This window comes from Psychrobacter sp. R86515, assembly GCF_042466315.1.
GTDB lineage: Bacteria > Pseudomonadota > Gammaproteobacteria > Pseudomonadales > Moraxellaceae > Psychrobacter.
The window spans coordinates 786,542-800,175 of sequence record NZ_JAXHCC010000001.1 but is presented as its reverse complement, the minus strand read 5'-3'; the positions used below and the strand labels follow the sequence as shown (position 1 = coordinate 800,175).

Genomic DNA, 13,634 nt, shown 5'->3' with positions numbered 1-13,634 from the left:
ATTAAAATTCTTGAACCTCTCAGAAATGATTGCTTGCAATGCAAAGTGATAGATGTCGCTGCGACTTATTTACGTGAGCGTTTACAGATTAACCATTTGCTAGCTTGCCTATTTTTCTACCTTCCTTTACCAAAAGCATGTAAAAGTCGTTTTGATAAAAACTACAAAAAAGCAGACGATGGTTATAACGGTCTGGTTTTTATTGAAAGATAAGTACTTCAGCGATAAGTAACTCAAAGATAAGTCATAGTGGTGATATTTGAGGCATATAGGGAGTAGGGTATGAATGTTTTGATTAGTGGCGGTTCAGGGTTTTTGGGCAGTGCATTTAGTCGAGAGCTACTAGCACGGTCTCGCGTGCAAAATAAAGACGTGACGATTACTTGGCTAACTCGTAATAGCGGTCAATCACATCCCGATGATATTAATATGATGACTTATGACGAGTTTGCGGTGTCTGATATGAGCTTTGATGTCATATTAAATTTAGCAGGTGCTGGGATTGCTGACTCTCGTTGGAGCGATGAGCGAAAAGAACAGTTGATGGCGAGCCGTATCAAACCTACTCAGTCGATACTGGATTTTATAGCACGTACTAGCACCAAACCAAAGTTGCTGGTGAGCGGCTCAGCAATCGGCTGGTATGGCACGCAAGGCGACAAGCCACTGACTGAAAGTAGCGATTATGAGACGGATTTTGCTCATACATTATGTGATGAATGGGAGCAATTAGCACTTAAAGCGACCGATTACGATGTTCCTGTAGCTATTGTCAGAACAGGTGTGGTTATTCATCCTGAGGGCGGTATGATGGCGAAATTGTTGCTACCATTTAAATTTGGTGTCGGAGGGCAATTAGGTGATGGACAACAAATCATGAGCTGGATCAGCCGTGAAGATTGGGTTAGTGCGGTTATCTTTATTATCGAGCAGCAGCTTGAATTTACTAACGAATCAGACGTTAATCACATTGAAAGCTTAGCCCAAGACAATGCACCTGTTAGTGACAGCACTATCAAGACTACAAGCGGTACCGTAAATGATACACATACAGTCGTATATAACTTTACCGCTCCAAATCCTGTGACCAATCATACTTTTACCAAAGCACTTGGCTCATGGCTACATCGCCCCACCTTTTTTACTTTACCAGAGTTTTTGCTTAAGCTGATGTTTGGCGAAATGTCGACCTTACTTATCGATGGTCAAAAAGTGCTGCCACAAGCGCTATTAGACGCAGGTTATTCGTTTAAACACTCAACACTGCAGCAAGCATTAGAAAACCAAAAATAGTTATATAGCAGTTGTTTCATGTGAAACATTAATAACTATCTTCTGATAATCAATTACTGAACCGTATTTATGTTTAAGGCCAGTCCATGCGTTACGCATTTTTCTTCACCATCTTTCTGTTATTGCAGTTATTTAGCTTAGGTACAGTATTGAGCATACAGTGGTGGCTTCAGCCTTGGATAACGCCAACATTACAAACAGTGATATGGGTCAGTGTATTTATTATTACTAATGGTCTATTAGTATTGAGCGTAAAGAGAGCATTTGCTAACAGTTATCGCTGGGTTAGTGGGTGGATGCTGATCATGCATTTTATGATACTGACAGCGTTGGCAGTGAGTCTACTCTACGGAGGGTATTTACTAATAATTTCTTTATCAGGCACTACGTTGCACCAATCGAATGAGATGACTATAGGGCTAAGAGTACTAGCGCTATTCCTATTTATAGGATTATTTATTTATTCGCTATATAATGCCTATGCTCCTGTTATACGCAAGCTGTCTATTAAGATAGATAAACCTTTAACCAAGCCGCTACACATTGCAGTTGCTAGTGACTTGCATATAGGGCGATTATTTGGTGTGAGAGCCATAGATAGATTGCAGCAACTTATGATTCGCTCTGGTGTAGATATGCTGCTGATGCCAGGGGATATTATGGATGATAATACAGATGCCTTTAATGAATATCATATGGAGCGAAACTTAGCAGAACTGTGCCGTAGTCTGCCACGTGGTGTCTATGCGACATTGGGTAATCATGATTTGTATGGTCATGAGCGACCTATTAGCGAAGCGCTGCAAAATGCAGGTATACAATTGTTAAACGATGAGGTGCTCTGTATCGAGCATGAGGGTCAACCAGTATGGTTAGTTGGACGTTTTGATAATCATAAACGTCAACGTGTAGCAACTACCGAGCTACTTGAGCAAGTAGATACGTCACAGCCAGTGATATTGTTAGACCATAGACCGAGCGATATAGATAACCACAGTCAATTACCTATAGATTTACAAGTCTCGGGACATACCCATAACGGTCAAGTATTCCCTGCTAATTTCATCGTCAATGCTATTAATCCTTTGGGTTATGGTTATGAGCTGATTGGTAAAGGACACTTCGTCGTGTCCTCTGGTTATGGTTTTTGGGGCATTCCCTTTCGATTGGGATCGCGCTCAGAGATTTGGTTAATTACACTATCTGGCAATACCAATTAATCAGTTATACAAATCATTAATTAGGTAGCAAATGGTCTATGCCGCTAATTGGGATTGTGTACTGATGATCTCACGTACAAAGCTGCTAAAGCCATGAATGATATTGTTTGTCTCTTGTCCAAGACCTTGGTGAACACTCATAAAGTGAATAAAGCCATGCGGTGCACCAAGCACAGTATACGTCTCTACAGCAACGCCGTAACCTTTCAGCTGCTTTGCATAAGCAAATGCCTCGTCACGCAATACATCGAGCTCAGAAGCCACAATGTAAGTTGGGCAAACTTTACTATTATCACCGAGCATAGGTGAGTTCAGTATATGCAATCGGGGCAGCGGACTATTTTCCAAGCAAGCAGCATCAAATACTGCTACATCAGCATGATCTAATAGTAGACCCTCACCATATAGCTCCCAACTAGGATAATCTGTTTCAATATCAGTAACTGGATACAAAGGCATCTGCGCTAGAGGTTCGGGTAGTTTTTCTAATAGATTAAACGTTTTCTGACCATCTATCCCTAGGTCTGCCCATGCGCTTTTGCTCGGTGCGGTCAGCTGCTGCGCGATTAAAGTTGATAAACCACCACCTGCGCTATCACCTGCTAAAACGATACGAGAAGGTAATGCGCCCAATATGTGACAGTGCTCAACCAACCAATCATACGCAGTGATACAGTCTTTTAATGCTGCTGGAGCAGGGCATTCAGGCGCTAAGCGATAATCGACACTAACCACAGACCAGCCAGTCTGCTCACATACCGCATGACAGAACTCATGATGTGTATCGACATCACCAATGCAGAACCCACCACCATGAAAAAACAGCATGACTGTTTCATCAGGATTATGGATACGTTTTCTTCTAAAACCAGATTTTTTGCCGCCTGCTTTATAGCAACGAACAGTCATGTCGCCATTATCCGCATTGGCAATCGTTTCATCTTTCCAGCTAACAGGTGAATCACTTTTTTTAGTGAAGGGCTTTATATTGCTTAGCATAGTCGTATTGGCTTGTTGCCATACTCTAGGTGATTGCATGGCTACCGCATCAGCAGTAAATCTCTCACGCAATTCGGGCATTGGGGTTAATTCTAACGGCGTTTTGAGGTAGCTATTTACTGCAAGGATGAGACGCAGGTGAGCGTTTGCATGTAGGTATTGTTTTGAATTAGGGCCTTTAAGGTAACCAATTACACCTTCCAAAATAGGGTCTGGTAAGTAGCCCAGACTTTTCATTGCATAATGCAATGTATGCGGCTGGTAGTTTGCTACAGGGTTATAAGCGAGTATTTTCTCTTTAACGCTCAGACGTTTTTCTAATGAGTCATATGCTTGTGCATCTTGATTCGATGACTCTTGTGACGCTGGATGTTCTTTTGACGCTAAGTGCAATGTCATTAATGCTTTATTAAGCAAAGTATTGATAGATAAATTTTTTGAATTAGACATAACAGCTCTCATAAATGATTTTTAGCGTGCATTTGAGTGTAGGCGATAGTATTTATAGCAATGATAAAATAGCTAGCAGAATAATAGGGTATCGTTTGGTAATAGCTTGATTAACAAGCGTAAAGCAATTGGAATAAATAGCGGTTTTTTGTTCTTTTTGTGAGCGAATATTGAGATTTATTGACATGGAACAAAAACGTTTGACGTATCTCTTTAATCAGACTCCACAAATATTTGTCATAAATGGTAAAAATTCCTTTGTTCTAGGCTTGAAATTTGTACTTATCACCTTTATCAAGCAGCTATTGAAGCGTATTAAAAAAACAATGAGTTAGAAACATCGAGCATTTAATAATGGCATAGTAGGACCAGTAATTATTCGGTCTACTGTGCCGTCTCTTAATCTTCATTATTGAAATTCCAAGGAGCTATCATGAGCGAGCAAAACCCGAACCACGAAAATCTTGACCAGAATGTGGCACATGAGAATATTGATCACAATGACAGTATCTTAGAAGAAACCATGAAAGAGTTTGATCCACAGAATAATTCAGGTGAAGAAACGACTATCGAAAACGAAATCAACCTTGATACTTTCAAAGCGCGTATTGCTGAGCTAGAAGGCGAAGTAAAGCAAGCCAAAGAAGGTACTGCACGTGCTAATGCTGAAGCTTACAATGCGCAAAAACGCATGGAGCAAGAAGCGGATAAGAGCAAAAAGTTTGCACTACAGAAATTTGCTAAAGAATTGTTAGACATCGTTGACAATTTAGAGCGTGCTATCGAAAATGCCGATGCCAATGATCCAGTCGCTGAAGGTGTTCAATTAACGCACAAAGCGTTGGTTGCAGTATTGACCAAAAACGGCGTAGAAGTGGTCGATCCACAAGGCGAAAAATTCAACGCTGACTTTCATGAAGCAGTGGGTATTGACCCAGAAGCAGCGGCAGATACAGTTGGTACGGTCTTACAAAAAGGCTATAGCCTAAACGGTCGTCTATTACGTCCAGCTATGGTTCGTGTTGGTCAGTAATATTTTTAGGGCTAAACCCTACTAATATGAAGGTTTTTCACAAAAAATGACATGAAACACAGTTTTTGCGTGATTATCGCCTTGAAAAATACGACGGGTAAACCGATATATAGCAACAAGTGACCGACTACGGTCTGGATAAATAAGTATTTATAGTTAAAAACAAATTAGGAGCAATTGATTATGGGTAAAGTAATTGGTATTGATTTAGGTACTACTAACTCATGTGTAGCAGTAATGGAAGGTGACAAAGTTAAAGTCATCGAAAATGCTGAAGGTACTCGTACCACACCATCGATCGTCGCTTATAAAGATGACGAAACGCTTGTTGGTCAGTCAGCTAAGCGTCAAGCAGTAACCAACCCAAGCAACACTTTGTTTGCAATTAAGCGTTTGATCGGTCGTCGTTTTGATGACAAAGTCGTGCAAAAAGATATCGGCATGGTTCCTTACAAAATCGCTAAAGCAGACAACGGCGATGCATGGGTAGAAATCAACGGTAAAAAGCTTGCGCCACCACAGGTTTCTGCTGAAATCTTGAAAAAAATGAAAAAAACAGCAGAAGATTATCTTGGTGAGAGCGTGACAGAAGCAGTTGTAACTGTACCTGCTTACTTCAATGACTCACAGCGTCAAGCAACTAAAGATGCGGGTAAAATCGCTGGTCTAGATGTAAAACGTATCATCAATGAGCCAACTGCTGCTGCACTTGCTTATGGTATGGACAAGAAGCAGGGCGATAGCACTGTTGCTGTATATGACTTGGGCGGTGGTACTTTCGATATCTCAATCATCGAAATCGCAGACGTAGACGGTGAGCAACAGTTCGAAGTACTAGCTACCAACGGTGATACTTTCCTAGGTGGTGAAGACTTTGACTCAGCATTGATTGATTTCTTAGTTGCTGAATTCAAAAAAGAGCAAGACGTTAACCTAAAAGGTGACTCTCTTGCGATGCAGCGTCTAAAAGAAGCGGCTGAGAAAGCGAAGATTGAGCTATCAAGTGCACAAAGCACTGAAGTGAACTTGCCATACATCACTGCTGATAGTAGTGGTCCTAAGCATTTGGTTGTTACTATCAGCCGCTCGAAACTAGAGAGCCTAACTGAAGAATTAGTACAACGTACAATGGGTCCTTGTAAGACTGCACTTGAAGATGCTGGCCTAAAAATTGGCGACATCAACGATGTAATCTTGGTTGGTGGTCAGACTCGTATGCCACTAGTACAGCAAAAAGTACAAGATTTCTTCGGTCAAGAGCCACGTAAAGACGTGAACCCTGATGAAGCAGTTGCAGCTGGTGCAGCGATTCAAGGTGCCGTATTGTCTGGTGACAAAACTGACGTATTGCTACTTGATGTAACGCCATTGACCCTAGGTATCGAAACGATGGGCGGTGTCATGACGCCAGTTATCGAGAAAAACACCATGATTCCTACTAAGAAATCACAGGTATTTTCAACGGCTGAAGACAACCAGCCAGCTGTAACGATTCAGGTATATCAAGGTGAGCGTAAAATCGCTAACCAAAACAAAATGCTTGGTCGTTTTGACTTAACGGATATTCCACCAGCACCACGTGGCCTACCGCAAATTGAAGTGTCTTTCGACATCAATGCTGATGGTATCATGAACATCTCTGCAACCGATAAAGGTACTGGTAAAGCGCAAAGTATCCAAATCAAAGCGGATTCTGGTTTGTCGGACGAAGAAGTCGAACAAATGGTTCGCGATGCAGAAGCCAATGCTGCTGAAGATGAGAAGTTCGCTAACTTAGCGCAAGTTCGTAACGAAGCAGATGGTCGTATTCATGCCGTACAAAAGGCGCTAAAAGAAGCAGAAGATAAAGTCACTGATGAAGAAAAATCAACAGTAGAATCTGCTATCACTGAGCTTGAAGCTGCAGCGAAAGAAGATGACCATGACGAAATCAAAGCCAAGCTTGAAGCATTAGACAATGCATTCTTGCCAATCAGCCAAAAAATCTATGCTGATAGCGGCGCTGGTGCAGAAGGTATGGATCCAAGCCAGTTCCAACAAGGTGCAGACCATGCTGGTAGCAACAAAGCTGATGATGACGTTGTTGATGCTGAGTTCACTGAAGTAGACGAAGACAAAAAATAATACCAAATTCAAAAACGCGATTAGCTGCGTCAAACTCGCTTAGTCTACCCAATGTAGTACTTACGCTCGTTTTCCTTACTACTCAAGTTTTTGAAAATGGTATAGTCGATGCAAATCGATAAGTAGTTAAATGAAAAACGCATCCTTCGGGGTGCGTTTTTTTATGGCTACTATTTTTAACTATTGTCGTGCCTACTTGCGATCATTCCTGCTAGCTATTATTTTTCTTAATAAGGTACGTGCTTATGGTTTAAACGCGCTCACTATGAGAACTTCATAGGTTAAATTAACCACGAGCTGTCCTGTTTCGTCCTCTTCTGAAAAATGTTGCCAATAGTCTGACTCAAATTGCTGTAAACGCGATTTTGTCCATATAAAGGTTCGGCTATCTTCTGATTTAACTTGCGTTTGATTGGTCGATACTCCGGTGAGTTTCATATGCTTCAAGATAGCGTAGGGGGTTGGAAATGGTAAATCAAAGCGCTGAATTGAGAGTTCGATATTCTCAAAGCCAGCACTATCTAATGCCAATTGCCATTTATCAATATCTGGATAGTGAAGTCCTTGGCCAGTAAGAGTCTTAATTTGCAAAAAGTTATTTGGCGTAAATGTGCTAAAGAGCAGCTGACCTCCTGATTTTAACCGCTGCGCTGATTGTGTGATGAAACTCAACGGACTATCAAACCATTGCACGGCATTAGCACTGACTATTAAGCTATGATTTTCTGCTAAATCTATGGTTTCAGCATCGCCAATCATTACGTCAGCAGTTGGCAGTATTGATTGCAATGTAGCCGTCTGCTCATTACATAACTCATTAATGATCCAGTGCTCGCTCTGTATATGCTCAGCGAGTAGGCGCGTCATTTGACCTGTACCTGCACCCACTTCTAGCACACTACTTTGCTTGGTATGAGCAATACTGTCTAACAAGTACTGACAAACGATCTGTTGAATACTGGCGTGCTGGTCATAGTCGCTTGCATTGGCAAAGTGGCGAGCGATGGTTTGTTTTCTAACACTGAGGTCATCAGCTGTGTCGAGTGTTGTCATAGGCTTTATTATGTCCGAGTGCGCCAGTTATCTATCGATAGTAGGAGTAAATTCTGTGTTAAACGATAAGCTTACAACTGCTGTATCAGTCGCTCGCAGTCTTCGTTAGTTAGTTTGGCATTCATAACTAAACGAATGCGAGCAGTATTTGCAGGCACAGTAGGCGGCCTGATAGGCAGCGCGTAAAATCCAGCTGCTTGTAGCTGTTTTGCTTTGGCAAGGGTACTCGCATTATCGCCTAATATATAAGGAACGATAGGGGATTCATAATCTATATCTTCTACAGTTGGCGATACACGGTGCCGTGGGTCAATGGCTTGACTAAGCATGGTAGATAGCTGTGCTAGATGCGCACGTTGATCAGTTAAGGCCGGCATCTTTGCTAAGATAAATCGTGTCCATGCGTGATTGATAGGAGGGAGTGCCGTACTAAAAATTAGTGGGCGCATCGTATTAATCAGCCATTGTTTGACGGCCTCATCACACATGATGTAAGCACCAACTGACGCAAAGGCTTTCCCAAATGTCCCCACCAAATAATCAATATCGGGCAACGTATTTGTTTCTTCTGCTAAGCCCAAGCCAGTATCACCCAATATCCCGACAGCATGAGCCTCATCGACATACAGCTCAATGCGAGTATCTTTGGATTTTAATTGTACTAGTTGAGGCAAGTCAGCACGGTCACCATCCATACTAAATATACTCTCGGTGACAATAATGATGCGTTCAACCGTCTCATCTGCTTGTTCAATAAACTTGGCCAAATGCCCGTAATCGTTATGACGGTAACGACGATAGGTGACAAGTTTACTTTGGCTCAGGCGCATCCCATCGATAATGCTGGCATGTACTAGTTTGTCAGCCAGAATGAGAGTTTTGACGGGTAAAGCTGTCAATGCTGGCAAGATACCTAGGTTGGCGTGATAGCCACTGTTCAACACCAGCACCGACTTTGAATCGGTTAAACTCTGTTTCTCTATGACACTGTGATACCAGTTTTGTAGTTCTTCTTCTAGAGCTTCTAACTGTATATCGTTGCCTGTCAGTAGGCGTGAGGAGGTGGCACTCATTTTAGGAGTGTGCGTAGTAGATAGCTGTCCCACTTGAGCTAGAAATTCAGCTTGCAGCTCAGTGTCACCGCTTAAACCCAAATAATCATTACTCGCGATATTAAGTAACGCCTTACTTGCACTAACGACGTATCGTCCATCATGCTTTAGGTTTGGTAATTGACGATACTGCTGCTTTGCTTTTAAGTCTGCAAGTGCGCTTTGCAAGCGCTCAGTGATTGGATTTTGCATTTTTTCTCTCTAATTATTGTTATATCAGCCATGTTTAGCCGATTTGTCTAGCAAGTAAACTGTGAAATGAGTACGAATTATTGCATAAACTGGTTGGATGTAACAAAAGGTTTCATATCTAAGCCTTTGTAACCCACACAATGATAAACGCTTTCAATTCTTAACTCTCATACCATTAAACACTGACAGAGTGTCTGAAATAGTTTGTTACTATGTATTCATCGTTAGCAGACAAGGCGATAGGGCCACAAGGCCAATATAAATAAATAACTTGTTTGTCCAAATTTCTTTCAAGGAGCTAATAATGAAAACTCTACAAAAAACAATACTTGCACTAGCAACTGGTTCTTTACTTTCTGTAGGTGCACAAGCTGCTGTTAACTATGGCAACGGCTATACAGGTCAGCCGTACGTTGCTGCTAAAGTTGGTCAGTTCGATCTAGATGTTGATGGCGCTGATGATCCAACTGCATACGGTGTAACTGCTGGTTATAACTTTGATCCTAACTTCGGTATCGAAGCAGAATACGTAGGTTCAGATGATGCTGACTATAGAGGCGGCGACATCGATGCTAAGACATACGGCGCTTATGGTACTTACCGTTATGCATTCCCAAATAGTGGCTTATACGCAAAAGGTAAGCTAGGTGTTGCAAAAACTGAAGTAGAAGCTAACAACACTAACTTTGCTGGCGCTTCTGATTTCTCAGACGACGATACTAACATCGCTGGTGGTGTAGGTCTTGGTTACGCAGTAAACTCTGACTTCAGTGTCGAAGCTGAATACGACATGCTAGGTAGCGACGCAGACCTTATGACTGTTGGCGCACAGCTAAAATTCTAATTACTTAGAAAATAAGCTTTTAGCTAAACAGCTATAATAAAGAAACGATCACTTTAAGTGGTCGTTTTTTTTTGCTTAAAATTTATGCAGAAGCTTTTAGGACGGTAATTTATAAGTAGCTAATAAGCAATATATCATTACTGTTAAAGCGTTGTTATCCTTAAAAATGTGCTACATTAAAAACTGGAATGATAAAGATAGGAATGGTGGCAAGGATGGAGATACTTTGGATGATTGAACCTTGGCATTGGTTAGTATTAGGCCTCTTATTACTAATCGTTGAGATGTTTGTACCGACGTTTGCCAGTCTGTGGTTTGGTGCCTCTGCCATCATCGTTGCAGCGCTATCATGGCTGTTACCTATTTCTGTTTCTATTCAGATTATCGTCTGGTTAATGCTCTCTGCTGTGTTTTTGCTGGCTTGGTTTAAGTTTATTAAACCGTTGTCAGTAGATCGTACCAAAGCTGGGCTGGGCGGTAGTGTCATAGTCGGTGAGGTGGGGATGATTATCGTGTCACCGCAGCTAGATAAAGCTGGCACGGTTAGATTTAGTGTTCCTATCGTTGGTGCGGCTGAATGGATGTGCCGTACGAGAGGGGAGCAAGTGGCAATCGGCGATAGAGTGGTAGTGACTGATATCGTTGGCAACGAGCTGATTGTGAGCAGTACAAAAGCGCAGGCAGCGATGCATAAAAGTATGCAGGTATAATAATAAGGGATGAGTTATGGAAAGCTTTAGTATTGTCATGGTGGTATTGATTGCACTGGTGGTATTCACCGTGTTTAAAGGCGTACGTATTGTACCGCAAGGTTATAAATGGGTCGTACAGCGACTGGGTAAGTATAGCCAAACGCTAGAGCCTGGGCTCAACCTCATCATCCCTTATGTAGATGATGTGGCTTATAAAGTAACGACCAAGGACATCGTACTCGATATTCCGTCACAAGAAGTCATTACTCGTGACAACGTCGTTATTATTGCAAACGCTGTTGCTTATATTAATATCGTGCGTCCTGATAAAGCGGTCTATGGCATCGAAGATTATGAGTACGGTATTCGTAATCTGGTACAGACGTCATTGCGCTCGATCATTGGTGAGATGGATCTTGATAGTGCATTGTCCAGTCGTGACGAGATCAAAACCAAGCTAAAACATGCGATTTCAGAAGATATCGCCGATTGGGGTATTACTCTTAAGACAGTAGAGATTCAAGATATTAATCCTTCGCAGACCATGCAAGCATCCATGGAAGAGCAGGCAGCGGCAGAGCGTTTACGCCGTGCAACTGTGACCCGTGCTGATGGTCAAAAACAAGCTGCTATCCTAGAAGCGGATGGTCGCTTGGAGGCTTCACGCCGTGATGCTGAAGCGCAGGTAGTACTAGCCAGAGGTTCTGAAGAGTCGATTCGTTTGATTACTAGTGCGATGGGCGAGGAAGAGATGCCCATTGTATACTTGCTTGGTGAGCAGTATATCAAAGCGATACGAGAGCTGGCTGAATCTGACAACTCCAAAATGGTGGTGTTACCTGCTGATATTTTAAGTACCGTAAAAGGTATGGTCGGTGATAAATTAAAAGTGTAAAAAGCCACAGCACTATTAAAAAAAGACCTCGTTTGAGGTCTTTTTTATGTTTAATAATTGACGAATGACTCGCTAACTTAGATAACTTTCGAAAAGCGGTTTTGGTGTTTATTTTCTAAGTATTCATCAAATACCATGGCGACGTTACGACCAAGCAAGCGACCTCTGGGTAAGACGCGAATACCTGCTGCATCCATATCTATCAATCTGTCGTCTTGCATAGCGCCCAACTGCTGAATCTCATTAATAAAATAGGTGATGGCATCGATACCAAATTTTTGATTCACATCTTTAAAATCGAGATAGTCATGACACAGTAGGTTCATGATGACGTATTCACGCAAACGGTCTTTGATAGAGGTTTTTATGTACTTTACTGCAGGCATGACAATTGGATTGATTTTCGCCATATCAATCTTGGCTTGATAGTTCTGTAGTTCAGTATCGTTTTGCAAAATATAGCGCGTATTGGCATTAGAAATCTGACTGATTGATGAGACACCAAAGCCTAATAAGTCACAATCACCCATGATGGTGTAACCCTGAAAATTACGATGTAATTTACCTTCGCGCTGGGCGATAGCCAATTCGTCATCAGGTTTGGCAAAATGATCGATACCGATATATTGATAGCCAGCTTCGGTCAATGTGTTAACAGTATTGCCGAGCATCGTCAGTTTGGTAGCTGGGCTGGGCAAGTCTTCATCTTTTATCTGACGCTGGGCCTTAAATCGTTCAGGCAAATGCGCATAGTTAAAGACCGACAGACGATCTGGCGACATCTCGATGATACGATTTACGGTTTTGCCCAAAGTATCAGGTGTTTGATGCGGCAAACCATAAATCAAATCAATATTGATAGAGCGAAAACCAAGCTCACGTGCTTCTGTTAGTACACTTTCAATAAGCTCTGCTGAGTGCACACGATTAACGGCGATTTGCACTGTTTCATCTAAATCTTGCACGCCTAAGCTGATACGATTGAAACCGAGATTACGCAATATTTTCAGAGTGTTTTCACTCAGCTCACGAGGGTCAATTTCGATAGAGTAGTCACCTTCGTCTTCTGGCAAAAACTCAAACTGAGTTTGTAAAAACTCCCATAATTGCACCATCTCTTCGTCACGCAAAAATGTTGGTGTACCACCGCCTAAATGTAGCTGTTTGACCAATGGTTTGTCGCTGCCTTCTGGCGTAGATAACAGGCGGCGCTTATGCGTAATTTCAGCGATTAAATACTGCAAGTAATCGCCAGAATCGCTATTTTTTTTGGTAATAATCTTATTGCAAGCACAGTAGTAGCAAAGGTGGCGACAGAATGGAATATGAAAATATAGCGATAAGGGAGCACGCGCTTCACGATTTTGCAGGATTTTTGTCTCAAGACCGATAGCCTCAAAGCTGTTTGTTTCAAAGCTATCCGGTATTGGAGTAAATTCTAAAGCAGTCGGATAAGAGGTATAACGTGGCCCTGAGCGATTGTATTTATTGATAATCGCTTCATCAAATGTTGGTAGCTGCTTGCTAGTAATACTGCCGCGTGTACTGGCATAAGGGTTGTCAGGTTGCATAACAGGGCGCACAGTCGTGGGCGGCTCGTCCGCACGGTTGTAAGGTTGCTGAGTGTTCTGTTCTGAATAATCTGTCATGCGATATTCCTCGTTTTTACTCTAGATACTGCTGATTTCTATATGATCAATGATTTCGGATGTGTTGTTTATTTTCAA

11 protein-coding genes are annotated in these 13,634 nt (G+C 41.9%); 7 read left to right on the top strand and 4 right to left on the bottom strand.

Going from position 1 to position 13,634, the window contains the following annotated elements:
• The first annotated feature begins 282 nt into the window (after positions 1–282).
• Both SJY28_RS03365 and SJY28_RS03360 read left to right on the top strand, forming a co-directional pair.
• Positions 283–1,293 carry a TIGR01777 family oxidoreductase gene (locus SJY28_RS03365; protein ID WP_379543421.1) on the top strand — a complete coding sequence of 337 codons (1,011 nt, stop codon included), beginning with the start codon at positions 283–285 and terminating at the stop codon, positions 1,291–1,293.
• An 86-nt stretch (positions 1,294–1,379) separates the two neighbouring features.
• Positions 1,380–2,513, top strand: coding sequence for a metallophosphoesterase (locus SJY28_RS03360; RefSeq protein WP_379543420.1), 1,134 nt, complete (start codon positions 1,380–1,382; stop codon positions 2,511–2,513).
• Positions 2,514–2,549: 36 nt separating this feature from the next.
• On the opposite strand, the gene SJY28_RS03355 is transcribed toward SJY28_RS03360, so the two are convergent.
• On the bottom strand, positions 2,550–3,962 hold the full coding sequence (locus SJY28_RS03355; protein ID WP_379543419.1) for an alpha/beta hydrolase: 1,413 nt from the start codon (positions 3,960–3,962) through the stop codon (positions 2,550–2,552).
• A 433-nt stretch (positions 3,963–4,395) separates the two neighbouring features.
• Here SJY28_RS03355 and grpE point away from each other — a divergent pair, with 433 nt between their 5' ends.
• Both grpE and dnaK read left to right on the top strand, forming a co-directional pair.
• Positions 4,396–4,995, top strand: a complete 600-nt coding sequence (grpE, locus tag SJY28_RS03350; protein WP_057762215.1) for a nucleotide exchange factor GrpE — start codon at positions 4,396–4,398, stop codon at positions 4,993–4,995.
• Positions 4,996–5,178: 183 nt separating this feature from the next.
• Positions 5,179–7,119: a molecular chaperone DnaK gene (dnaK, locus tag SJY28_RS03345; protein ID WP_379543418.1), complete on the top strand. Its 1,941-nt coding sequence runs from the start codon at positions 5,179–5,181 to the stop codon at positions 7,117–7,119.
• A gap of 243 nt (positions 7,120–7,362) precedes the next feature.
• On the opposite strand, the gene SJY28_RS03340 is transcribed toward dnaK, so the two are convergent.
• Positions 7,363–8,172 carry a methyltransferase domain-containing protein gene (locus SJY28_RS03340; protein ID WP_379543417.1) on the bottom strand — a complete coding sequence of 270 codons (810 nt, stop codon included), beginning with the start codon at positions 8,170–8,172 and terminating at the stop codon, positions 7,363–7,365.
• Positions 8,173–8,243: 71 nt separating this feature from the next.
• Positions 8,244–9,476 (bottom strand): 8-amino-7-oxononanoate synthase, encoded by a 1,233-nt coding sequence (locus tag SJY28_RS03335; RefSeq protein WP_379543416.1) that lies wholly within the window; start codon positions 9,474–9,476, stop codon positions 8,244–8,246.
• Positions 9,477–9,780: 304 nt separating this feature from the next.
• Between SJY28_RS03335 and SJY28_RS03330 the strand changes: the two genes are divergently transcribed.
• From SJY28_RS03330 to SJY28_RS03320, 3 genes are all read left to right on the top strand, one after another.
• Positions 9,781–10,320 (top strand): porin family protein, encoded by a 540-nt coding sequence (locus SJY28_RS03330; protein WP_201547565.1) that lies wholly within the window; start codon positions 9,781–9,783, stop codon positions 10,318–10,320.
• A gap of 230 nt (positions 10,321–10,550) precedes the next feature.
• Positions 10,551–11,030, top strand: a complete 480-nt coding sequence (locus SJY28_RS03325; RefSeq protein ID WP_379543415.1) for an NfeD family protein — start codon at positions 10,551–10,553, stop codon at positions 11,028–11,030.
• Between the two features lie 16 nt (positions 11,031–11,046).
• Positions 11,047–11,907, top strand: coding sequence for an SPFH domain-containing protein (locus tag SJY28_RS03320; RefSeq protein WP_057762202.1), 861 nt, complete (start codon positions 11,047–11,049; stop codon positions 11,905–11,907).
• A 77-nt stretch (positions 11,908–11,984) separates the two neighbouring features.
• On the opposite strand, the gene hemN is transcribed toward SJY28_RS03320, so the two are convergent.
• Positions 11,985–13,478: an oxygen-independent coproporphyrinogen III oxidase gene (gene hemN / locus SJY28_RS03315; protein WP_379544909.1), complete on the bottom strand. Its 1,494-nt coding sequence runs from the start codon at positions 13,476–13,478 to the stop codon at positions 11,985–11,987.
• Positions 13,479–13,634: the final 156 nt, after the last annotated feature.